General features: G+C 60.3%; 22 protein-coding genes. 8 read left to right on the top strand and 14 right to left on the bottom strand.

What is annotated here, in order from left to right:
* Positions 1 to 24: 24 nt before the first annotated feature.
* The 7 genes from tauC to BR41_RS13560 form a co-directional block, all read right to left on the bottom strand.
* Positions 25 to 879, bottom strand: coding sequence for a taurine ABC transporter permease TauC (tauC, locus tag BR41_RS13530; protein WP_035057538.1), 855 nt, complete (start codon positions 877 to 879; stop codon positions 25 to 27).
* Between the two features lie 203 nt (positions 880 to 1,082).
* Entirely contained in the window at positions 1,083 to 1,883 is an 801-nt protein-coding gene (gene tauB / locus BR41_RS13535) for a taurine ABC transporter ATP-binding subunit (RefSeq protein WP_035057541.1), read from the bottom strand.
* Positions 1,884 to 2,109: 226 nt separating this feature from the next.
* Positions 2,110 to 3,099 (bottom strand): taurine ABC transporter substrate-binding protein, encoded by a 990-nt coding sequence (gene tauA, locus BR41_RS13540; protein WP_035057543.1) that lies wholly within the window; start codon positions 3,097 to 3,099, stop codon positions 2,110 to 2,112.
* Between the two features lie 141 nt (positions 3,100 to 3,240).
* On the bottom strand, positions 3,241 to 4,212 hold the full coding sequence (locus BR41_RS13545) for a gluconeogenesis factor YvcK family protein (RefSeq protein WP_035057717.1): 972 nt from the start codon (positions 4,210 to 4,212) through the stop codon (positions 3,241 to 3,243).
* 89 nt (positions 4,213 to 4,301) lie between these two features.
* A complete protein-coding gene (locus BR41_RS13550) occupies positions 4,302 to 5,429 on the bottom strand; it encodes a VIT1/CCC1 transporter family protein (protein ID WP_035057546.1) in 1,128 nt (375 codons plus the stop codon).
* A 124-nt stretch (positions 5,430 to 5,553) separates the two neighbouring features.
* Complete coding sequence (locus tag BR41_RS13555; RefSeq protein WP_035057548.1) at positions 5,554 to 6,702, bottom strand: methionine aminotransferase; 1,149 nt, start codon at positions 6,700 to 6,702, stop codon at positions 5,554 to 5,556.
* A 113-nt stretch (positions 6,703 to 6,815) separates the two neighbouring features.
* Positions 6,816 to 7,139 (bottom strand): DUF2325 domain-containing protein, encoded by a 324-nt coding sequence (locus tag BR41_RS13560; RefSeq protein WP_035057551.1) that lies wholly within the window; start codon positions 7,137 to 7,139, stop codon positions 6,816 to 6,818.
* A 290-nt stretch (positions 7,140 to 7,429) separates the two neighbouring features.
* Here BR41_RS13560 and BR41_RS13565 point away from each other — a divergent pair, with 290 nt between their 5' ends.
* Positions 7,430 to 9,160 (top strand): MORN repeat-containing protein, encoded by a 1,731-nt coding sequence (locus BR41_RS13565; RefSeq protein ID WP_156970693.1) that lies wholly within the window; start codon positions 7,430 to 7,432, stop codon positions 9,158 to 9,160.
* Positions 9,161 to 9,301: 141 nt separating this feature from the next.
* Here BR41_RS13565 and BR41_RS13570 read toward each other — a convergent pair whose 3' ends face one another.
* Positions 9,302 to 10,543 carry an MFS transporter gene (locus BR41_RS13570; protein WP_035057556.1) on the bottom strand — a complete coding sequence of 414 codons (1,242 nt, stop codon included), beginning with the start codon at positions 10,541 to 10,543 and terminating at the stop codon, positions 9,302 to 9,304.
* A gap of 285 nt (positions 10,544 to 10,828) precedes the next feature.
* On the opposite strand from BR41_RS13570, the gene BR41_RS13575 reads away from it, so the two are divergent.
* The gene (locus BR41_RS13575; protein WP_035057559.1) at positions 10,829 to 12,697 is read left to right on the top strand and encodes a HAMP domain-containing methyl-accepting chemotaxis protein; all 1,869 of its coding nucleotides are present in this window, start codon (positions 10,829 to 10,831) and stop codon (positions 12,695 to 12,697) included.
* 19 nt (positions 12,698 to 12,716) lie between these two features.
* Here the strand turns inward: BR41_RS13575 and BR41_RS13580 are convergent, their stop codons facing one another.
* From BR41_RS13580 to BR41_RS13600, 6 genes are all read right to left on the bottom strand, one after another.
* Entirely contained in the window at positions 12,717 to 13,781 is a 1,065-nt protein-coding gene (locus tag BR41_RS13580) for a glycosyltransferase family 9 protein (RefSeq protein ID WP_156970694.1), read from the bottom strand.
* A complete protein-coding gene (locus BR41_RS13585; RefSeq protein ID WP_211251748.1) occupies positions 13,781 to 14,485 on the bottom strand; it encodes a TIGR02117 family protein in 705 nt (234 codons plus the stop codon). Before BR41_RS13585 ends, BR41_RS13580 begins: the two co-directional genes overlap by 1 nt.
* Positions 14,486 to 14,649: 164 nt before the next feature.
* Positions 14,650 to 14,862, bottom strand: a complete 213-nt coding sequence (locus tag BR41_RS13590) for a CopG family antitoxin (protein ID WP_308417274.1) — start codon at positions 14,860 to 14,862, stop codon at positions 14,650 to 14,652.
* A gap of 9 nt (positions 14,863 to 14,871) precedes the next feature.
* Positions 14,872 to 15,108: a BrnT family toxin gene (locus tag BR41_RS25230; protein ID WP_308417275.1), complete on the bottom strand. Its 237-nt coding sequence runs from the start codon at positions 15,106 to 15,108 to the stop codon at positions 14,872 to 14,874.
* Positions 15,109 to 15,241: 133 nt separating this feature from the next.
* The gene (locus BR41_RS13595; RefSeq protein ID WP_035057566.1) at positions 15,242 to 16,291 is read right to left on the bottom strand and encodes an NADP(H)-dependent aldo-keto reductase; all 1,050 of its coding nucleotides are present in this window, start codon (positions 16,289 to 16,291) and stop codon (positions 15,242 to 15,244) included.
* 99 nt (positions 16,292 to 16,390) lie between these two features.
* On the bottom strand, positions 16,391 to 17,512 hold the full coding sequence (locus BR41_RS13600) for a sigma-54 interaction domain-containing protein (protein WP_051710926.1): 1,122 nt from the start codon (positions 17,510 to 17,512) through the stop codon (positions 16,391 to 16,393).
* A 303-nt stretch (positions 17,513 to 17,815) separates the two neighbouring features.
* Between BR41_RS13600 and BR41_RS13605 the strand changes: the two genes are divergently transcribed.
* From BR41_RS13605 to BR41_RS13630, 6 genes are all read left to right on the top strand, one after another.
* Entirely contained in the window at positions 17,816 to 18,160 is a 345-nt protein-coding gene (locus BR41_RS13605) for a PadR family transcriptional regulator (protein ID WP_035057567.1), read from the top strand.
* The gene (locus tag BR41_RS23010) at positions 18,160 to 19,005 is read left to right on the top strand and encodes a DUF1700 domain-containing protein (RefSeq protein ID WP_051710929.1); all 846 of its coding nucleotides are present in this window, start codon (positions 18,160 to 18,162) and stop codon (positions 19,003 to 19,005) included. Before BR41_RS13605 ends, BR41_RS23010 begins: the two co-directional genes overlap by 1 nt.
* 174 nt (positions 19,006 to 19,179) lie before the next feature.
* Positions 19,180 to 21,024 (top strand): sensor domain-containing diguanylate cyclase, encoded by a 1,845-nt coding sequence (locus tag BR41_RS13615; protein ID WP_035057568.1) that lies wholly within the window; start codon positions 19,180 to 19,182, stop codon positions 21,022 to 21,024.
* Positions 21,025 to 21,044: 20 nt separating this feature from the next.
* Positions 21,045 to 21,584, top strand: coding sequence for a phage holin family protein (locus BR41_RS13620; protein WP_156970695.1), 540 nt, complete (start codon positions 21,045 to 21,047; stop codon positions 21,582 to 21,584).
* A 113-nt stretch (positions 21,585 to 21,697) separates the two neighbouring features.
* A complete protein-coding gene (locus BR41_RS13625; RefSeq protein ID WP_035057571.1) occupies positions 21,698 to 22,435 on the top strand; it encodes a dienelactone hydrolase family protein in 738 nt (245 codons plus the stop codon).
* Positions 22,436 to 22,582: 147 nt separating this feature from the next.
* Positions 22,583 to 22,993 carry a DUF3995 domain-containing protein gene (locus BR41_RS13630; RefSeq protein ID WP_035057574.1) on the top strand — a complete coding sequence of 137 codons (411 nt, stop codon included), beginning with the start codon at positions 22,583 to 22,585 and terminating at the stop codon, positions 22,991 to 22,993.
* Positions 22,994 to 23,021: the final 28 nt, after the last annotated feature.

Consider the following 23,021-nt stretch of genomic DNA (forward strand, 5'->3'; position numbering starts at 1 on the left):
TAGCCCGAAGGGCTGTGCCCGATATCAATGCATCTGCCCCTGCCACGGCACCAGCCGTCGCTGCAACGCCCGCAAGCCCAACTCCAGCGTGAACGCAATCAGCGCAATGACGACGATGCCCAGCACCACCACATCCGTCACCAAAAACTGCGCCGCCGACTGCACCATGAAGCCCAGCCCGCGCGTGGCGGCAACCAGCTCGGCTGCCACCAGCGTGGACCAGCCGGCACCGAGGCCGATGCGAATGCCAGTGAGAATGTCCGGCAAGGCACTCGGCAGCACCACCTGTGCAATCAGCTGCCAACGGCTTGCGCCCAGCGATTGGGCGGCACGCACGCGGGAGGGATCGACATTGCGCACGCCGGTGGCGGTGGAAATCGCAATCGGCGCGAAGATCGCCAGATAGATCAGCAGGATTTTCGATAGCTCGCCGATGCCGAACCAGATCACGATCAGCGGCAGATAAGCCAGCGGCGGGATCGGCCGGTAGAACTCGATCAGCGGATCAAGCACGCCACGCGCCTTGCGCGACAAACCGATTGCCAGCCCGACCGGCACGGCGAACAGCACGGCTGCGAGCAGCGCGGTCACGATGCGGAACAGGCTCGCGCCCAAGTGCTGCCACAACGTGGCATCCATATAGCCCTTGGTGGCCGTGAGCCAGAGCTTGGCGAGCACGGCTTGCGGTGAGGGCAGGAACAAGGGCTGGATCAGGCCGGCGGTGGTGATGGCCCACCACAGTGCGAGCAAGACGCCGAGGGTGGCGAGGCTGATGCGGAGTGTGGTGGTTGGTTTGGCGGTCGGCGTGACAACCTGATGGGGCGCCGGCTCGGGCGGCGTAAATATGGCCTCGTCGAGGGACAGTTCGGATGTGGTCATAACGTTTTCCTCAAATCTTGCGGCGGCGGCTTGCCGTTCTCCCCTCGCCCTCGCGTGCAAGGCTTTAGCCTTGCCCAGCTATTAGTGGGAGAGGAGCCGGGGGAGAGGGTACCGGTCAAGAGCAATGTCCTTAACAAGCCCCCTCACCCTCTCCCACAAGTGGGAGAGGGGACTAGTAAGCGCAGCGGAGAGCTGCATTGTTATTAGCTACCTGCACTGACAGACCGATTCGCAAACACCCGCCGCAACACATGCTCCCGCGTCTCGATGAATTGCGGATCAGACTTGATGCTGCGGGCCGGCTCGCCAGCGGCGTAACGCCGGCCGAAATGAAGGCTCAGCCGTTCGACGATGCGACCGGGCCGAGGCGACATCAGCACCAGATCGGTGGCAAGGAACACGGCCTCTTCGATGTCATGCGTGATCAGCAGCACCCGCTTGCCGGTCTGCTGCCACAGCCGCAGCAACAACTCCTGCATTTGTTCGCGGGTAAATGCATCGAGCGCGCCAAAGGGTTCGTCCATCAACAACACTTGCGGATCAGCTGCCAAAGCGCGCGCCAACCCGACCCGCTGGCGCATGCCGCCGGATAACTCCCACACGCGATGCTGCTCGAAACCAGCCAGATCGACTTGCGCCAGCACGGCCCTCGCCCGCGCCTCTCGCTCGTGCTTTGGCGCACCGCGCAACTTGAGGCCAAAGGCAACGTTGTCGAGCACGTTCAGCCAGGGCAACAAGGCGTCGTCCTGAAACACCACCCCGCGTTCCGCGCCGGGGCCATCGATATCGCGATCGCCGAGCGTGATGCGGCCGAAGGTGGGCGTGACAAAGCCGGCGATCGCGTTCAGCAAGCTGGTCTTGCCACAACCGGACGGGCCAAGCGCGACGACGAGGTTGTCGGCATCGATGCGTAGCGAGACATCATGCAGCGCGGCTTCATTGCTGCCGCTGCCGGGGTAGCGGATGGAGAGGTGATCAACGATCAGGCTGGGGGAGTTGGGCATGGGGGATTCCGTGGGAACCACTTGGTAACTCTTGAGAGACGATTCACTTCATTCTCCGCGCACAGTTCCCCCCTTTTTGAAGGGGGGCTAGGGGGGATTTCTGCGGCACCTCAATTTGGGATGACGTCGAAATCCCCCTCAATCCCCCTTCACAAAGGGGGAAGTAACACCTGAAGCGCTTCGAATACACGGTTTTGCAAGATCGTAAGCAGGCTCTTGGGTGGCCCTACTTCGCCGCTACCTTCGCGTACTTCCCATCCACATACGGCGCGTAATCCGGCTGCACGGCTTCCACCTTGCCCTGCTCCTTCAAGAAGCCGGAGGTATCGGCAATCGCCTTGGCAATCGACGGGCCGAGAATCTTCGCTTGCTCGCTGGCAACCGGATAACCGTTGCCTTCCAGCAGCGCGGCGATTTCCTCCGGCTTGGCACCGGTGATGCGGGCGATCTTCTCGATGTTGCCGGCGCTGCCGCTGAATGCCTTCGGATTGGCGCGGTAATCGGCGTAGGCCTTGAGGGTGATCCTGGCGAATTGCTGCACGAATTGGGGGTTCTTCTCGGCGAAGTCCTTGCGCACGATCCACGCATCAAAGGTTGGTGCGCCCCACTTGGCGACGTCGGTCGACGTCACCAGCAGCTTTCCGTTTTCCTTGGCCTTGCCCAGCGCCGGGTCCCACACGTAGGCGGCATCGATATCACCACGCTGCCAGGCTGCCGTGATCTCGGACGGGCGCAGGTTGACGATCTGGACCTTGGTCGGATCGATTTTCCAGTGCTTGAGCGCAGCCAGCAGGCTGTAGTGGGTGGTGGAAACAAAGGGCACGGCGATCTTCTTGCCGATGAGATCGGCCGGCTTGGCAATGCCAGCGCCGTTACGCACCACCAGCGCCTCGGCCGAGCCGATCTGCGCAGCGATCAGGAAGGTCTGCACCGGCAAGCCCTTGCTGGCAGCAGCAGCGAGCGGGCTGGAGCCCACATAGCCGATCTGCACATCGCCCGAAGCAACGGCGGCGATCACTTCCGAGCCGCTTTCAAACTTGCGCCAGTTGATCTTGCTGCCGGTGGCTTTTTCATACGCACCGTCGGCCTGGGCAACCTTGGCCGGCTCGACGGTGGTCTGGTAGGCGATGGTCACCTCGTCGGCGGCGTGTGCGGTGGCGAAACCAGCCAGTGCCAAGACGGGTAGCAATGCTTTAAGGCGGGAGAGTTTGAACATGGGTCGTCCTTTGCAATGGTGTTGGATGCAGCCCTGTGCCAACGCAGGCGGGCCGTTCTGGTCACCAATCTAACAACGGCAAATGATGACAAAAAGGAATATTAAATTTAATTTATATTCTATATATTTATATAAAACCGATTACAAGCGATCCAACGCAATCGCATACACACTTGCCGCCGTCTTGATCGGGTCGTGCCGCACGATGCCATCGGTAAAGCTGGCAATGCGTGAGCGGATCACCTGCACGCCCAGCGCCTCCAGCCGCTCGAAGTCGTTGCGCACCACGGTGGCATTTTCGGCGCGATAACGCGCCAGCACGTGTTCGGGGATGGCTTCATCGTTGACGATGATCTTGCACACCGGGCTCAGCCCGTGTTCGGCCAGCGCCTGCAAGTGGTCCGCCGCGCTATAGCCGTCGGTTTCGCCGGCCTCGGTCATGATGTTGCAGACGTAGACCTTGTCCGCATGGATATTGCCTTCAATGGCAGCGGCAATTTCGGGCAGCAAGATGTTGGGGAGCACGCTGGTGTAAAGGCTGCCGGGGCCGAAGACGATCACGTCCGCATCGCGGATTGCCTGCACGGCGGCGGGCACGGCGGTAACCGGGGCATCGTAGAACACGCGGCGGATAGGGCTGCCTTGAGTGGCGAGTTGCGATTCGCCGGTGACGATGCGGCCATCCAGCAACTCGGCTTTGAGCACGGTGGCCACCGGGGAAACCGGGTAGACGCGGCCCTTGATATTCAACACCGTACCCATGTTCTCGATGGCCTGCACGAAGTCGCCGTGAGTGAGCGAATACATGGCGTAGATCAGCAGATTGCCGAGCGAGTGGCCATCCAGGTAGTGCTCTTCTTCGGTAGCGAAACGGAACTGCAGCAGATCGCTGATCACCGATTCGGCTTCAGAAAGAGATACCAAAACATTGCGGATATCGCCTGGTGGCGGCATGCGGAACTCGCGCTGCAGCTTGCCGGAACTCCCCCCGTCGTCCGCCACCGTGACGATGGCGGTGATTTCCACCGGAAAATGCTTGAGTCCGCGCAACACTGCCGACAAACCCGTCCCGCCGCCAATCGCCACCACGCGCGGATGATGCTCTCTAACCACCACGATCCCCTTGGGTTCTCCCCTGTGCGGGCGTCATTCTATGTCGGTTGGGTATGTGACGGATGCGTGATCCGTCACACGGCGCTACATCACGACAGCGACGCGCCAAACAAGTGGCCCAAGCCAAAGGTCAGCGCGGCAGCGGCGGTGCCGGTCAGCATTTGCCGACCCGCCGAATACCAGACGGGGCGGCCGTTGAACAGCGAAGTCACCGCGCCGATGCCCACGAGCGCCAGGGCGCTGAGCAGCAGACTGACGACCATGGCCGTGGTGCCGGTCGCAAAGACGAACGGTAGCACCGGCACGGCCGCGCCAAACGCGAACAACAGAAACGACGTCGTCGCCACGCGCCACGGATTGCCGCCCAGCTCGTTCGGGTCGATGCCGAGTTCTTCACGCGCCAGGGCATCGAGGGCGGTTTCGGGGTTTTGCATCATCTGGGCGGCGAGGTGTTCGGCGTCTTCCTTGGCCATGCCCTTGGCGCGGTAGATCAGCGCCAGCTCGTGCTGCTCGGCCAGCGGGGTTTGCTCCAGTTCCTCGGCTTCTTTCGCCAGCTGCGACGTTGCCAGCTCGCGGGCATTCGTCACCGACAGCCACTCACCCAGCGCCATCGAACACGCCCCGGCCAGCAATCCAGCGATGCCCGTCAGCAGGATGACCTTGGCGGCGACACCCGCACCGGCAATGCCCATCACCAGACAGAAATTCGACACCAGACCATCGTTGGCCCCCAGCACCGCCGCACGCAGATCGTTGCCAGACGACGCGCCGTGATGCCAAGGCTCGGCATTGGCGATGGTCGAACCGTCCGCCCCATGCCGCCCTCCCCGGCCCGCCACCGCCTGCACAATGGCCGCATGGCCGCGCTCTTCGGTCGACAGCAGGGCGGCATCAGGCTGGCCGGCGTACTTATTGCGGTCGGCATATTCAGCGGCGGCGACGGTAGACATCACGAAACCGGGGCCGAACCAGCGCACCAGACGGCGCAGCAGGCGGGTACGGAAATCGGGCTTGAACGCCGGCACCGTCACGCCGGCCCGTTGCAAACGCTGCTGCCACACCCGCGCATGCCCGCGTTCGGATTCGGCGAGCTGGCGGAAGATGTCCTGCCGGTTGGGGTCGCGATCAACATCGGCCAGCACGTCATACAGCGCCGCGCCATTCATTTCGTCATGCCAGTTACGCAGGAAACGGCGGGTGTTGGCGGGGTCGGTCATGGGGGGAATCCTTTCGGAACGGGCTTTAAGCTTGTCTGCAGAATAACTGCGCCATTAATTCAGCGCGAAAAGGCGATGCTGCCATCCCCCTTCCGCGAAGGGGGGATGGTGACATTGGCAACGCTCAGCCAAGCCCCTGCAAGCGCTCCAGCGCCGCATCCAGCGTGCGCACTTCCTTGGCGAAGCAGAACCGTACCAGTCTGGCCTCTGGCGGCGCGGCGTAAAAGGCGGAAACCGGGATGGTCGCCACGCCATGCGTTACCGTCAACCAGCGGGCGAATTCGGTGTCGGTCAGATCGGAGCGGATCGCCGAATAGTCCGCCAGCTGAAAATACGTGCCCCGGCTGGGCAACAACCTGAAACCGGTACTGACAAGGCCGGCCGCCAGGCGATCCCGCTTGGCCTGATAGAACGACGGCAACTGCTGCCAATGCGCCGGCTGTTGCAAGTAGGCCGCCAGCGCGTGCTGCGCCGGGGTATTCACCGAGAACACCAGAAACTGATGCAGCTTGCGGAACTCGGCTGTCAGCGCGGGCGGCGCAACGCAATAGCCGATTTTCCAACCGGTGGCGTGGAAGGTCTTGCCGAAGGAGTAGACCGCAAAGCTGCGTTGCCGCAATGCCGGATGCGCCAGCACGCTGCGGTGGCTTGCTCCATCAAAGACCAGATGCTCGTAAACCTCGTCCGCCAGCACCAGCAAATCGTGCCGCTCGGCGATGGCGGCGAGCGCATCCAGATCGGCCGCCCTGAACACGCTGGTGGCCGGGTTGTTCGGATTGTTGACGATGACCAGCCGCGTGTGCGGTGTCACCACTGCCTCGACGGCAGCCCAATCGACAGCAAAATCTGGCGCGGACAGGTTCACCCGCACCGCTTTCGCCCCCTGCGCCACGATGGCCGGCGCGTAGCTGTCGTACGACGGATCGAGCACGATGGCTTCATCACCGGCATGCAACACAGTGGCAATGGCGGTGTAGAGCGCCTGAGTTGCGCCGGCGGTCACAGTGATTTCGGTGGCCGGATCGACCGCTACGCCGTGCTGAACTTCGAATTTGGCAGCAATCGCCTCGCGCAACGCCGGCAAGCCCGGCATCGGTGCGTACTGGTTGTGACCGGCGGCCATGGCGGCAGTGACGGCCTCACGCAACGCGCCATCCACCGGAAAATCCGGGAAGCCTTGCGAGAGATTGATCGCGCCATACTCGGCAGCGAGCTGGCTCATTACGGTGAAGATCGTCGTACCAACATCAGGCAGTTTGGAAATGAGGGGCATGGTCGGGAGCGGGTTGGGGATGGGTTGGGGGCCAGGGTCAGAGCGCGATTCTCGACCAGAAACGAAACAGCCCGCAAATATTGCGGGCTGCCATGAAAGCGAAAGCGCGGCGATCAATGCGTCCGCAAGCGCTCCGGGCAGTCGGCACACTTTTCAGCGCCGATCTTGTCCAGCGATTGTGTCAAGGCGCAGGTGGAGCGGCGGCAGGCCACGAAGCGCACTTTCTCGGCCTGGGCGGCCTGGCGGTAATTGCGCATCACGTTATGGCCAAGGAAATCGGTGAACAGGATCACGATATCCATGCCCTTGATGCCGGACGGTTTGCGTTGATGCGACGGATTGCGCCCGGTGATGTGATGACCGATCTGGATCCCGTAATCAGCCAATACATCCGGGATGTTGCCGAGTTGGTCTGCGCCGACGATGTAAGCCTGCATGGTTCCCTCTGCGAATGTGACCTTGATCGAAGGCCGACACCGACAGACTAGCAGCGCCAACTTATTCCCATAAATAATATATTTTCAGATTTATATTCCAAATAGATTTTACGTAGATTGGGTTGAGCGCAGCGAAGCCCAACATCTGCGCAATCGTCGGCAACCGATGTTGGGCTTCGCTGCGCTCAACCACAACCTACACGCTACGCGCCCCCTCCCCCATTTGGCTGACTTACGAACAAACGCAACCTTCTGCGATACTTGGCCCACCCATTCTGACCCAATCCAACATGAAACCTACCTTGCGACCCGGCCCCAAACCTTCCCTGTTCGTTGCTGCCATCGTGTTTGCCTTGAGCGCCCTGCCCGGCTTTGCCGAGACATCAACGGCGGATGCAGAGCGAGCCATGCTGGAAACGCTGGCCAATGCCGGCTTCGGCAGCGGCTTAACGCCGGAAGCCGCCAAGGAACAAGCCGACGGCATGAAAAGGCGCTTTGATGCGCTCGATCTGGTGCAGCAACAGGCCAACATCCCGCCGCTGCCCGAGCTGCCCAAAGCAACGCCCGTTGCAGAGGCCGCCCCAGCCGGGTCCAGCTATTACAAGCAGGCGTTCGTCATGGCCGATGGCTGCAAATTCTTCTCGATCAATGCCGATGGCGACTTAGCCATTGGTGCGCTGTGGAAAGGCGCGCCCTGTAATGGCGGGCTGATTGCCGGGCACGGCACGCTGGCGGTGGTGGTGCGCAACCGCGCCGCAGATGGCAAAACCACCTTCGTCCACAAGACTTATGAAGGCAATTTCGTGGACGGTTTTCTGCACGGTGCCGGCCTGAAGCAAAACTATCCCTACGACACTGCGCGCCAACCCGTCGGCGAGTACTACCGGCAGGAAGGCCAATTCAAATACGGTCTGCTTGACGGTGAGGGCCATAAATTCGAGGTCTTCCCCAAGGGGAAGCAACCGTCAGCAACATCGCTGGAGGGCAAGTTCGTAGCCGGCACGCCGGTCGGCCACCTGTTCCGGGTGCGCAACACCCCGGAGGCCAATGTCATCGCGGATCAGTACGAGCTGATTTACAACGACAAGGGCCAGACGCTGCGCTTTCCAACCTTCGCCAACAACAAGCAGCCGCTGCCCGGCCGCATCCGCTTTGCCGGCAAGGGCGGCGAATGGAGCGTGGACCTGGTGGCCTTCGATCAGGACACGGTTGAATCCGGCACCCTGCGCAAGGTCACCATCGGCAAACGCGGCAGCACCGATATGTTTGCCGCCAGCTGCAATGACTGGATTCACGCGGAGAACGGCGACTGGCAATGCAACAAGGGGACCTTCTTTGAAGGGCATAGCTTCGACGTGACGTACAGCCTGCCCAGCGGCCCGTTTGCCTTCAATCCGCAAGCGCCGCAACGCTGGCAATACGACACCAGCCAGCAAATCGTGGTCGGCATCGGCTCGCACATCGATGAGAAAACCTCGCTCATGCTGTGCAATGCCGATCGCACCCAGTGCAAAGGCAAAACGAAGATTCCGGTGTCGCTCTGCACTGACTATCGCGGCCCTGCCGAAATCCGCCAGGGTGCACTGGTGCCGGTCGGCGGGCCGGGGGAGTTCTATCGCACCTGCAAGAAAGACAAGAAAGACAAAAAGGAAATCTGGCTGGAGGGCGTCAACGAGCTGGCGGCGCGCTGCGACAGCTTTGATTCGCCGTTGCGCTGCGGGCGCGGCAAGATTTTTGGCAGCGATGGCTCGGAATATGCCGGCGCATTCGTGCTCGACAATCTGCGCATCGGCACGGATGAGAATGCCCCGCAAAGCATGGCGACGTACCAATTCATCAAAGAGTTCGTGCCGATGGCGTTCAAGCGCGACGGCTGGGGCGTCATCACCTTTGCCAACCACAGATGGGCCAAGGCCCGCTACGTCAGCGGCGAGATCGTTGAAGTCGGTGACTGCGGCGCGCCGGATCTCGATGTGAAGTACTGCGAGCTCCGCGACAAGACTGTGACGTTTGTGTACTGAGAGGCTGTTTACGATCTTTTTTTGTTATGCGCCTATGGCGCGACTAAAAGCTTTACAGCACGTAGCCCGGACGGCTTGCCGGCCGGGGTTCTCCGTCAAAGCGGCAATCCCGGCCGGCAAAGCCGTCCGGGCTACAGTTCACTACGCCGCTGCAGCCTGCTCCACCGGCGCACGCTGAATCCCGTCCCGTCCGGCCAGCGACGGGAACCACCTCATCCACAATGCCACCACCGCCAGCGTGCCCACGCCGCCCAGCACCACGGCAGCCACCGGGCCGAACCATGCGGCGGTCGCGCCGGATTCAAACTCGCCCAGCTGATTCGATGCGCCAATAAAGAGGCCATTCACCGCCGACACCCGGCCGCGCATGTCGTCCGGCGTTTCCAGTTGCACGAATGCGCCACGGATCACCATGCTGACCATGTCCGACGCGCCCAGCACCGCCAGTGCCGCCATCGACACGGCAAAGTTGCGAGACAGCCCGAACACGATGGTCGCTACGCCAAAGACCGCCACTGCCGCGAACATGGTCTTGCCCACGCGCCGCTTGATTGGCCGGTGCGCCAGCCAGAACGACATCAGGATCGCCCCGACTGCCGGCGCGGAGCGCAGCAAGCCCAGCCCCCATGCGCCGGCATGCAGGATGTCCTTGGTGAACACCGGCAATAGCGCCGTCGCCCCGCCCAGCAGCACCGCGAACAGATCGAGCGAAATCGCGCCGAGGATGTCCGGCCGGCTGCGGATGAAATGAATGCCGGCCAACAGCGAATCCAGCGCCGAGCCTTGTTGCTTATAGGCTGGCGGTTGCGACGGCACCAGCAGCATCAGGCCGGTGGCGACTAGGTAAACCAGCGCCGAAAGCGCGTAGGTTTCAACCGGGCCGATGGCAAACAGGAAGCCGCCCAACGCCGGCGCGACGATGGTCGCCGCCTGCATGGCCGAGGCCGATGCAGCAATGGCAGTCGGCAACAACGTTGCGGGGACGATGCTCGGCAGCATGGCCTGCGTCGCCGGCATCTCGAACGCGCGCGCGGTGCCGAACAGGAAGGCGACGATGAAAAACAGCTCGCGGCTGACACTGCCGCGCGCAGTCGCTACCAGCAGCACCAAGGCGGCGATCAGCTGCAGCACTTTGGTCAGCGTACTGATGGTGCGGCGGTCGAATTTATCCGCCACGTGGCCGATCTGCAGCATGAACAGGATGCGCGGCGCGAATTCGGCCAAGCCCACCAGACCCAGGTCCATTGCGCTGCCGGTCAATGAATACATCTGCCAGGCAATGGCCACGCTCATCACCTGAAAGCCCCCTGCCGTAAAGACGCGGGCAAACCAGAAAGCGAGGAAGGGACGGTGATGGCGTAACTGGACTGATTCGGCAGACATGGAGCACTCGGGGGAGTTGATTTTGAATTTGACTATACGGAGACACTTAATTGCAAACGCAATCAAATGCCGATCGTTGACGCGCTATTGCAAAGAGAGCACCTGTCATGTTGCAGCGCAAAGTCTATTCTGTATTTGTGCCAACAATGACGTATGCATTGTGTAGGGATGGTGCAACATGGCTAGAAAAACAGCCAAGAACTTCAGCAAAGATGTGTAAGCACAATCTGGCATATGCGCCCCGCCACCCCATGAACAGCACCGCATTTTCCGCAGGGAGCAGGCATGAAGCGGTTTCTGGATTTGAATACGCGCCTCAAGCTGCTATTGGGCTTTGGCGTGGCGCTGCTGGGTCTGCTGATCGTCATCGCCCTCGCCTATTCGCGCCTCACGGATATCGAAGCCTCGCAGAAGACCTTGTTCGAACACGACTTCAGCATGGCCACCGAACTCATCGAGTTCCGCGCCGACGAGAACCGCTTGCGCTCATTGATGCTGGAAGTGCAGCTGGAAAACCGGCGTGCCGAGCAAGACAAACTGGTGCGGGAAATCCATGACCATGTGCTGCAGGTCGATACCCGCCTCAAGCAACTGAATGAACTGGGGCAAGGCAATCCGGCGGCTTTGGCCAAGCTCGGCCAGATCAGGCAGGTGCTGAACGAATACCGGCACACCCGGCAAGAACAGCTCATGCTGATTTATGCCGGCAAGATCGAACAGGCGCAGGAGCTGGGACGCGGCATTCAGCGTGATCGCTTCGAGCACTTGCGGAGCATCGCGCTGGAACTCGACGAACTCGCGCAGAAAAATGCCCAGCATGCCATCGTCTCGACCGAGCACCGCGTTGCCAGCACACTCACCCTGCTCTCAATGATCGGGGTGATGGTCTGCGCCGCCTGCATCATGCAGGCGTTTTATCTCAGCGACGTGGTGGCCGGCCCGCTGACCATCCTGACCGCCCGCGCCCGCCGGATCGTGGCGGGCGATATCCCGGTCATCCCGCCGACCACACCGCGCCGGGACGAGATCGGCATACTGGAAGACGCCTTCAATCAGATGGCCCAGGCCCTGCAGGAAAAAACCGCCATCGCCACCAAGATTGCCGTCGGCGATATCTCGCAAGACATCACGCCCCAATCCAGCCAGGACGTGCTCGGCCATGCGTTTGTCGCCATGATCGATACCCTGCGCGAACGGGCACAGCTGGCCGAAGAGATCGCCGCCGGACAACTCGCGGTTACGGTCATGCCTCGCTCATCGGATGACACGCTCGGCCACGCCTTTGCGCTGATGGTGCAAAACCTGCGCGACATCAACCGCGAGATCCAGGCCGGCATGGACGTCCTCTCGGCGGCATCCAGCGAGATTCTGAGCGGAACGACGCAGATGGCCTCCGGCGCGCAGGAAACCGCAACGTCCATCGTTGAAACCACCACCACCGTCGAAGAAGTGCGCCAGACGGCGCAAGTCTCGGCCGACAAGGCCAGGCACGTCTCGGACTCCGCCCAGCGAAGCGCCGAGATATCGCAAAACGGCAAGCAAGCGGTGGAGGAAACGGTCGATGGCATGCAGCACATTCAGGTGCAGATGGAATCCATCGCCCGCAGCATCATCCGGCTATCCGAGCAAACGCACGCCATCAGCGAGATCATCGCCACGGTGAACGAGCTGGCCGAGCAATCCAACCTGCTGGCCATCAACGCCGCCATCGAAGCCGCCAAGGCCGGCGACCACGGCAAGGGCTTTACGGTGGTCGCGCAGGAAGTACGCCACCTCGCCGCGCAATCCAAACAGGCGACCGCGCAAGTACGCAACATGCTGGTGGAAATCCAGAAAGCCACCAGCGAAGCCGTATTGGCGACCGAGCAAGGCAGCAAGGCGGTCACGGTCGGCGTGAAGCTATCGAATCAGGCCGGCGAAGCCATCCGCCAACTGGCCGCCAGCCTCACCGAAAGCGCCCATGCCGGCACGCAAATCCTCATCTCCGCCCAGCAGCAACTCACTGGCATGGATCAACTGGCGATCACGATGGAAAGCATCCGCGTCGCTAGCACACAAAGCATGGCCAGCCTGAAACAGGCCGAGACCACGGCACAAGACCTGCATCATCTGGGGCAGCGGTTGCGGGATATGTTGGGGCGGTTTCGGTTGTGATGCCGAGGCTAGACACCGTTTAACGCCCATCACCGTGCGGCAAGACAGCACAAACATCTTCAGAGCCTGTCGCGCTGTGGATTGGATAGGCCGCGATTCTGGCAACTGCCGCTTCCCATTCGGCATCGGTCCCTCCAGCTACATGGGCGATTTGAAAAGCCGGCTCTTTCAAATAGTAGTGGCACCAACTCGACCAGAAATCTGTCGCTACGAATGCTGTTGTAGGCACGCCCAACCCGGCAGCAATATGCATGGCCGCTGTGTCTACCGTGTATACATACGTAGCATTCGCGATAATTTGTATGAAATCCCGAGCGCTAGTCGAGACGGATGAAACATTCAGAAAGGCCGTATCGGCAATTCGAGAGCTAAATCCATAAACTGGCAGTGAATGCCGCTGATTTATTGTGCGAACAGCTTGAGCCACCACCGAATCAGGCACGGATTTGAAGCTTTCCTTGGAATCACTGATTATCAACGAATATGGCTGATCGACCGGAGCTACCTTAAGCCCTCTTAACCAAGTAGGCCGTTTGTACTCAAGAGGAATTTTGGCAGCATCAAGTCCCAACGCACTTGCATACATATCGACAACGGCCCCTTCACGAAAGCGGTGGCCAAAGAGATCAGTCAAATCAACAACTGTAGCGCCATCGGCAGCGATGCGGTCGGTTTGAGCGGGCAGCAATTCGACAGAGTCCAGAATACGTTCTTGTGCTGCGAGTGAATAAATCTCGTAAACGAAAGTTGGCATGGTGCAGGCAAGGAATAGCCGAATCCTGCAACCAAAATGCGCTTTGATATATTGCAACAGCCCGACGCCCATGATCGCATCGCCCATGCCTTGGCTAAAGCCGCCCAACACATGCAGGGCTTTAACCTTGCCAAAGTCAATCAACGACGAGCTAAAGTCCAAGTGATAGCAATCAGGAATTGCGGCCAGAATTGACTCGAACTTGCCGTGGGGCGTTTGTTCCTTGTGGATATCATAGGGAGCAAAAACAAGTCCATCGCGTATCAATGCGGTTCCAACGTTCGCGACAAGACTTGCACGGCTTTGTAATTCACTTTCAGCAGCAAACATCAGTTTCGCTCTCTGATCTCTAATACGTTGGGTCCGCCGGGCTGCAGATGCCACAGCACATTCACATCCAGCGGTGTCCAGCGACTGACTTTCACCCCTGCCTGCAACAAGCCGTGGCCGATCCACGCATTGCAGGTATTGAACAGGTTGTACGATCCATTCGCTTCATAGAACGCATCGTATCGACCGTAATGCGCGCCGGGCACATTCACGCCTTGCAACCCAGCTCGTTGCGTCGTCTCCAGCACGTAATTCACCAGCGATGCATATTGCGCGACGGACAACGGCAAGCGATAAGTGCCCGCCTTCAACTCCGCCGCCCGCAGATATTCAACATGCACCAACGAGCGATCCTGCCCGGATAAAGCACTCAGTGCCCGGCCCACCGTGAGATCGCCCCAGTTCTGCGTATTCAGATAAAACTCGCGATCACCCCAGCCGATGGCCATGAATGCCGCATCTGGCGGCACGGCCTTTAAATGCGCCAAGGGGAAGATGGTTCGCCAATCGATTTGCGGCGATTCGATGGGAAAGACGAAATCGGTGTGGACGCCGTTGGAAACGATATAGGCGTTGATGGTGGGATTGGATGGCTCGGCGTTGGCAGGAAAGAGCACAAGGCCGAATGCGATGAGCAGGTAGCAAAGAATAAAGCCGATGGGGGCTAGCAGGAGCAAGCCGAGCCATTTCAAATAACGTCGCAAAATGTGTTCTCTATTTAATATTGGTGCTGGCGCAGGCAAATGATCAATGGTGATTGAATCATCTCAAAACCCCGATAATTCGTAGGTTGGCGTTGAGCGCAGCGAAGCCCAACATTCACCCACGCTTGTTGGGCTTCGCTGCGCTCAACGCCAACCTACACGCATCACTTCCAACTGAGATCCAGCTTGCGGTGCTTGGCTGCACAATCGCGTAGATATAGATTGATCAAGCTTTGGTAGGGAATCCCAACCTCTTCAGAAATAGACTTGAAGTAGTTGATCGAGCCCTCATCAAGCCGAATGGTAATTTGCTTCTTCAATTGGGAAACATATGGGTTCTTCTTTGATTGAGAAAAATCGTATTCGTCTCGCATCATAGGTCTCTTTTATGGGTAAAACGTCGATTCGCGATTACTTGCTCTTCGCGCAGAGATGATTCGAATAACGTTATTCTCTGCACGGTAACAATGGCATACCACCAACAATTTCAGATTGGCACTTAATCCGAGAAGAATGAATCTGTCTTCGTTTTCAGAGTGTTCTGGATCGGCGATCAAACGCGCACGTTCGTCGTAAAAAACCGACTTAGCCTCGTCAAAGCTGACGCCATGCTTCTTAAAGATTGCTTACAGACTTGGCTTCATCCCAGTCAAAGTGGAATGTAGTCATGCAGCAAATGTAACTACAACGTAGTTATAGGTCAAAGCAAAAAAGCCGGCAAACGCCGGCTTTTTTGTCTGACCAACTCAACCCCCATCAAGGCGCCGGATTCTGAATCCGCAGATGAATCGCATCGATCTCCGCCAGAATGTCCTCTCCCAATGTCACGTTCACGCTGGCAATGTTTTCCTTCAATTGCTCCAGCGTGGTCGCCCCGATCAAGGTGCTGGTGGTGAACGGCCGGCTGTTGACGAAGGCAAGCGCGAATTGCGCCGGGCTGAGGCCGTTGCGCTTGGCGAGGTTCACGTACTCGGTGATCGCTTGCGTGGCTTCCGGTTTGCTGTAGCGGCTGAAGCGGTCGAACAAGGCGAAGCGGGAACCGGCCGGGAGCGCGCCGTTGAGGTATTTGCCGGTCAGCGCACCGAAGCCAAGTGGCGAATACGCCAGCAGACCGATTTTTTCACGGTGGCTGAATTCGGACAGCCCCACTTCATACGTGCGATTGAGCAGGCTGTATGGGTTCTGGATCGAGACGATGCGCGGCAGGCCGAGCTTTTCGCTGGCCTTGATGAACTGCGCAACACCCCATGGGGTTTCGTTGGAGACGCCAATGTAGCGCACCTTGCCGGCCTTGATCAGATCGGCCAGCGCGGACAGCGTTTCTTCGATGGCAACGGTGCTGTCATCGTCGATCCAAGGGTAGCCGAGGCGGCCGAAGGTGTTGGTACTGCGGTCCGGCCAATGCAGTTGGTAGAGGTCGATGTAGTCGGTCTGCAGACGCTTGAGGCTGCCGTTGACCGCTTCGTTGATGTTCTTGGCATCGAGGCTGGTATCGCCATTGCGCAGGTGGCGCGGCTGATGCGGTTGGCGTGCCGGGCCGGCCACTTTGGTGGCGAGCACAATGTCTTTGCGGCGGCCGGTCCTGGCAAGCCACGTGCCGATGTATTGCTCGGTGCGGCCTTGCGTTTCCGGCTTGGGCGGCACCGGGTACATCTCGGCGGCGTCCAGCAGGTTCACACCCTGACTGAGCGCGTAGTCGATCTGGGCGTGGGCATCGGCTTCAGTGTTCTGCTCGCCCCAGGTCATTGTGCCAAGGCCGATCAGGCTGACGTCTAGTTCGGTATGGCCGAGTTTGCGGTATTCCATGTTTGGGTTCTCTGGTGGAAGTTGCGGGGAATCAGTCACGAACCAGCCCCCGATCTTGCTGCGCAGCCCTGATCGGGGATCATGCGCTGCTCAGAATCCTCATTTACCTGCGTAAATTGCGGTTCCTGCGCTGCTCTTCACCCCGCTGAGGGCCGCTCGCGACAGATCGGGAGCAGGTTCTAGCAGGCCGTGACGTTTCAGCAGCGTGCGCAACACATTGCGCGTGATGCCGAGCAGCTCGGCGGCGCGCACCTGGTTGTAGCGGCTGTGTTTATAGGCCCGTTCGACGATCAGTTGTTCCAGCTCGTCGAACAGGGTTTCGCCCGGCGCGGCGAACAGGCGGTCGAGCTGGCGGGCGATGGCGGCCAGCGGCACTTCGTCGCTAACCGGTGCCGCTTGCGAGGCCACCGATAAGCCGCCGGAAAACTTGAGGTGCTCCGGCTGAATGGTCTCGCCGCTGGAGACCAGCAGCGCGAAATGGATGACGTTTTCCAGCTCGCGGATATTGCCCGGCCACGGGTAGCGGATCAGCGCCTGGCACGTGGCATCGGATAATGCCGGCACGGCCGCGCCCAGACGTTGCGCATACACGCCCAGAAAATATTCCGCCAGCGGCAGGATGTCGCCAATGCGCTCGCGTAATGGTGGCAGGCGCACTTGGGCGATGTTGAGCCGGTACAGGAGATCGAGCCGGAAATGCCCGGCCGACACCGCCTGATCCAGATCGACGTTGGTGGCCGCTACCAGCCGCACATCCACCGGAATGGCCTTGCGCGAGCCGATGCGCACTACTTCGCGCTCTTGCAGCACGCGCAGCAGTTTCACTTGCAGCGGTAGTGGCAAATCGCCGATTTCATCCAGAAACAGCGTGCCTCCATGTGCCGCTTCGAACCAGCCTTCGCGCCGGCCAACCGCGCCGGTGAACGCACCCTGCTCGTGACCGAAGAGTTCGCTTTCGGCCAGATGCTCGCTGATCGCGCCGCAGTTCACCGCCACGAACGGCCCCTTGCGAGCGGAAAGATGATGCACGTGCCTTGCCACCAGCTCTTTGCCGGTGCCGGTTTCGCCAATGATCAGCACCGGCGCTTCGGATGGGGCGAGCCGTTCCAGGTAATGCAGCAATTGGCGCGAAGCCGGATCAGCGAACACCAGCGCCTTGGCCCGGATCGACAACGGTTGCACATCGCCCTGCAGGGCCAGCAAGGTAGGTCGTTCTGCCACGCTTTCCTCCCGTGCCTGTATTCCGCAGGCATCCGAACACGATGGAAAGCAATGTAAACGGCGCCTTATAGATCAACAAATAATTTTGAATGCAGTTTATATAACAAATATACGAGAAAACCCTAACGCGAGCGGCCCCAACGCAGCATTCAAGCCATCCAGCCGGCGAAGAGCTTTGTATAGCCACATACCTTGCATTACAAAGTACATGGTTATAAAGTATAGCGACTACCCAAGAATCACCCTCCGCCACGGCCTTGCCGGCGTCCCCGCGACGGCAGCCAGGGCAACTGGAACCCGAACGTGAAAACACAACTGAAGAAAGGTGCGCTGGAACTGTGCGTGCTGGCGGTGCTGGCGCGTGGCGATAGCTACGCCTACGACATCGTCAACCAGCTCTCGCGCTCGATGGAAATCAGCGAGGGCACGGTATACCCGCTGATGCGGCGGCTGCAGGACGAGGCGTGGGTCAATACCTACCTCGTCGAATCCAGCACCGGGCCATCGCGCAAGTACTACCGGCTTACCCCGGCCGGCGAAACCGCCCTCGCCGCCATGCAAACGGAGTGGCGTGAGTTCGTGAGTGAAATCGATAGCGTGCTCGCGGCCCCCTCCCCTACAGAAACACGCTTGCCCAAGGAGTCATGATGAATCAGCAAACCTATCTACAGCAGCTGGAGCACGCATTGGCCGGCCTGCCGCGCCAGGATGTGGAAGAGCTGCTGGCCGACTGCCGCGAATACTTCCGCGAAGCACTGGCCGATGGCCGCAATGAAGAAGACGTCGCTCAAGGCTTGGGCGACCCGGCCCAACTGGCACGTGAGCTGCGCGCCAAGCACCGCTTGAAGGCGTGGGAGCAGCGTAAATCGTTCGGCTCGCTGTGGGGCGTGATCGCCGCCACCGCCGGGTTGGGCGTGCTCAATTTCGTGCTGGCGATCCCGCTCCTGTTTTACCTGGGCATGCTCACCACCGGCTTCGTGGTGTCGACGGGCATTCTGGTGGCGGGGCTGACGCTATCGGTGGCTTGGCTGACCCATTCGCTATTCGGCTGGCCCGCGGATGAAAACCTGTTCCTGTCGCGCTGGCATGACAGCGCGGTGGTCCGCCAGCTCGATAACGGTGGCGTGTCGATCAATATCAGTGGCGACGAGGGCGAGAAAGTCGTCATCGGCCAGACGGCCAGCGGCGCTGCGATCCACATCGAATCACCCGAAGGCAGCGTCCATATCGAGCAGGACGCAGGCGGTGGGTCGCTCACGCTGAACGACGGCAATCAAAGCGTGAAGCTCAAGGCCCTGATCGGTGAGTACGGCAAAAAGGCGATGCTGATCGTCGGACTGATTCTGCTGGCTGTGGGCGCACTCGGGTTCGCACTGTGCCTGTGGCTGGCTCGCCTCACGGTTCGTTTGGTGGCGCGTTTCCTGCGCTATCAGCTGGATCTGATCCGGCAGGAACGCGCTGGGGCAACGGGCGAAAAGCTGGCGCAGGTTTAGTCACCCCGGTCCCTTCTTCAACATGGCCCCTTGCTCTGCCAAGGGGCCATTGACGCCCTATCCAGCCATCAATCCCGCCGTTTGTAAGTTGAGGCGGGCCACAACGCCGCTCACATCGCCACTGTCGCGCGATCCCTCGTATAGTGAAGTAAGCCTCTCCTTACGGAGCACGCCGTGCTCACCCCAAGACATCCTGAAAACGAAGCGCAGCGGATCGCCTTACTGCACCAGCTGACGATTCTCGATACGCCGCCTGAGCCGGTGTTCGATCGAATCACCCGTGTGGCAGCGCGCGTGCTTGGCGTGCCCACCGCCGTGATCTCGCTGGTCGATGAAAACCGCCAGTGGTTCAAATCCCGCTATGGGCTGGATACGACCGAGACGCCACGCGATATCTCGTTCTGCGGTCATGCGATCCTCGGCGAGGACACGCTGGTCGTCGCCGACGCCCAAGCCGACGAGCGCTTTCACGACAACCCGCTGGTCACCGGAGCGCCGCATATCCGCTTTTACGCCGGCCACCCCTTGGCATCGAAAGAAGGGCTGAAACTGGGCACGCTCTGCGTGATCGACAACCAGCCGCGCCAGCTGGATGAGGCGGGACGACAGGCGCTGGTCGATCTGGCCAGCTTCGTCGAACGCGAGCTGCAAAGCCGCGAATTGCTGCAACTGACCCGGCAAACCCACGCGGCAGACGAACGGGCGCTGGAAGAACAGGAAGCGATTTTCCGCGAGACCTTCGAGCAAGCGCCCGTCGGCATCGCCCATGTCGATATCGCCGGGCACTGGCTGGCGGCCAATAGCTGCCTGCTGAAGATGCTGGGCTACCGGCGCGACGAGCTGTTCCGGCTCACGCTCAAAGACCTGGTCAATCCCGAGGATCACCTCCGCCTGCGCGGCCAGATCAACCGCTTGATGTCCGGCTCGATCACCGATTGCCAGCATGAGATGCGCCTGCAAACCAAAGACAAGGACGGGGTCTGGACCAAGCTGACGATGGCGTTGCACCGCAATCAACGTGGCGAGCCGCAACACTTCATCGTGATCACCGAGAACATCGAACAGCGCAAGGCGGCCGATGCGGCCATCGAGACCATGCAGCAAGGTCTGGAAGCCCGCGTGGCCGAACGCACAGCCGAGCTGGCTGCAGCCCGGCAGGAGCTGCTGACCATCACCGACCACCTGCCGGTGCTGATCGCCCATATCGACAGCCAGCAACGCTATCGCTTCGTCAACGCGCTCTATGGCGAGTGGTTCGGTATCGACCACACCGAACTCATTGGCCAGCCCGCCCGGGTGATGCTCGACGAGGCGGCCCGCACCGCGCTCGCCCCCTATATCGACAAAGTGATGCAAGGCCTGACGGTCAAGTTCAACACCCGCCAGCGCTTCGGCGACAGCATTCGCGATGCACGCTTCACCATCGTGCCGGAGGAAGACGAACACCATCAGGTGCGCGGCTATTACCAGATGGTGCAAGACATCAGCCAAGTCACCCAGCTGATGGAACAACTGCGCGGGCAAGCCTTTGCCGACGCACTCACCGGCCTGCCAAACCGCCGCGCGCTGGTCGAATACCTGAAAGAAGCCTTCGCCCGGCAGAAACGCAGCCGTAATACGCTGGCGTTACTGTTCCTCGATCTGGACGGCTTCAAGGGTGTGAACGACACGCTGGGGCATGATGCCGGCGACGAACTGCTGCGGCTGTTTGCCGAGCGCCTGAAAGACAACGTGCGCGAGACCGACATCGTGGCCCGGCTGGCCGGCGATGAATTCACCATCCTGCTGGAGAACCTGCAGGCCGCCGAAAGCGATGCAACCCAAGTCGCCGCAAAAATCGTCGCTGCGATGAAAACCCCCTTCGTCCTCGACGGCCACCCGACCACCGTTTCGACCAGCATCGGCATCGCGCTGCGGCCGGTGGACTACCGGGAAGACGGCGACGCCCTGCTCAACCGCGCCGACGAAGCGATGTATCACGCCAAGCATGCGGGCAAGAGCCGGTATCACCTCGGTTAAACACGCGACAGGGCAGCACCTTGAATTTGAAAATCACCCATCAAACCGAATACGAGCTGGTGGTTTTCTCTTCGGCAACCTATTCCCGCTTGTTTGGCGCAGTGGCGTTGGCCGTCAGCGGATTCATCCTGCTGCTCGCCATTGGCCTGAGCCTTGCCGCACTGGGCATCCCGGTCATGACCAAGCCCACGGGCTCACCGACCGACCAGATGGGTGGCATCGCCTTCCTGATCGTCACCGGATTGTTCTTTGGGCTGGCCGGCGTAGCCATCCTGCGCCGGGCACAGGACACCACCTTTCACTTCCAGGGCTGGCAACACGTGCTGGTGGTCAAAAAGCCGAAGGGTTCGCGAACCATTCCCTTCGAGCACATCGAGCGGGCGCAACTGCAGACGGAATCGGATGAAGGCACCTATGTCTATGGGCTATGCCTGCTACTGAACAATCCGCCGGAACGCCTGCAAATGACCGACTTCCTCACGCAAGAACTGCAGGCAAAAGAACGGCTGGCGGAGGAAATCAATCAATATCTGCTACGGGTGCGGGGGCAAGCGCACTAGACCGTTTATGCCAGCCAGCGAGAAACGCTAACCATCACCCCGAGCCCGCCCTTGCGGCATATCCCCCCGGCATCAGCTAGACTTGCCAACGTTCAACCCGTAGCGAGTCCCCCATGCTGATCCAGAGCCACCACGTCGATTTGTCCACCCCCACCGGCACCATGCGTACCTATGTGCATCGGCCGGCTGGCGAGGGCAGTTATCCGGCCATCCTGTTCTATTCGGAAATCTTCCAGCAGACCGGGCCAATCGAGCGGACAGCGCGGCTGTTGGCGGGGTATGGCTATGCCGTGCTGGTGCCAGAGGTATTCCACGAACTCAACCCGATCGGCACCGTGCTGGCCTATGACAACGCCGGCCGCGACAAGGGCAATGCCGACAAATCGGCCAAGTCGGTCGAAGCCTACGACAGCGACAACCAGGCGATGATCGACTGGCTGGGCACGCAGCGCTGGTACAACGGCCATTTGGGCGCGATGGGCGTTTGCCTCGGCGGCCACCTCGCCTTCCGCGCCGCGCTGCGTCCGGAAGTACAAGGCACCGCCTGCTTCTATGCCACGGATCTGCACAGCCACGTGATTCCTAACCAGCCGGGCCAGCACAGCATGGAACGCCTGCACGAGATCAAGGGCGAGTTGCTGATGATCTGGGGCAAGCAAGACCCGCATATTCCGTCCGCTGGCCGTGCCGACGTGTATCGCAAGCTCCACGATGCCGAGCTCAATTTCACCTGGCACGAATTCAACGGCCAACACGCCTTCATGCGCGATGAAGGCGAGCGTTACGACCCGCAGCTGGCGATGATCGGCTATCAGCTGGCGCTGGATTTGTTCAGCCGCACCCTGCGCTGATCACCCGTAGCCCGGACGGCGTTGCCGGCCGGGGTTGCCTACGTATCAACACCCGCTGACGTGAAATTTGTCACGGCGTCACCCCGGCCGGCAACGCCGTCCAGGCTACAACCACCTGAACTCACCACCGCAAACAGAGGCACACAAATGGTCGCAGGCTTATTGACCGGCTTCTTTGTCCTGGCCGCGCTCGTACACATTTACTGGGCTGCCGGTGGTCGCCGGGGCATGACGGCGGCGATTCCGTCAGTGGATGGCAAACCGTTATTCACGCCCTCGCCACTGGCGACAGCAATGGTCGCTGTGGCCATGCTGATCATGGCCTTGCTGGTGCAGTGGCAGATTCAGATGGTGCAGCTGCCGATCCCGCAAAGCTGGGCGCGGCTTGTACTGCTGGCGCTTGCGGCGATCTTCGCGCTGCGTGCCGTTGGCGATTTCAAATACACCGGATTTTTCAAACGTGTGCGCAATTCAGCCTTTGCGAAACTGGATACCCGCTTTTATTCACCGCTTTGTTTGGCAATTGCCGGTGGGCTTTGGCTGATTTCACGCACTTGATATAGCCAGCCCTGCACTATCCTGAATG

Source organism: Andreprevotia chitinilytica DSM 18519 (genome assembly GCF_000711875.1).
GTDB lineage: Bacteria > Pseudomonadota > Gammaproteobacteria > Burkholderiales > Chitinibacteraceae > Andreprevotia > Andreprevotia chitinilytica.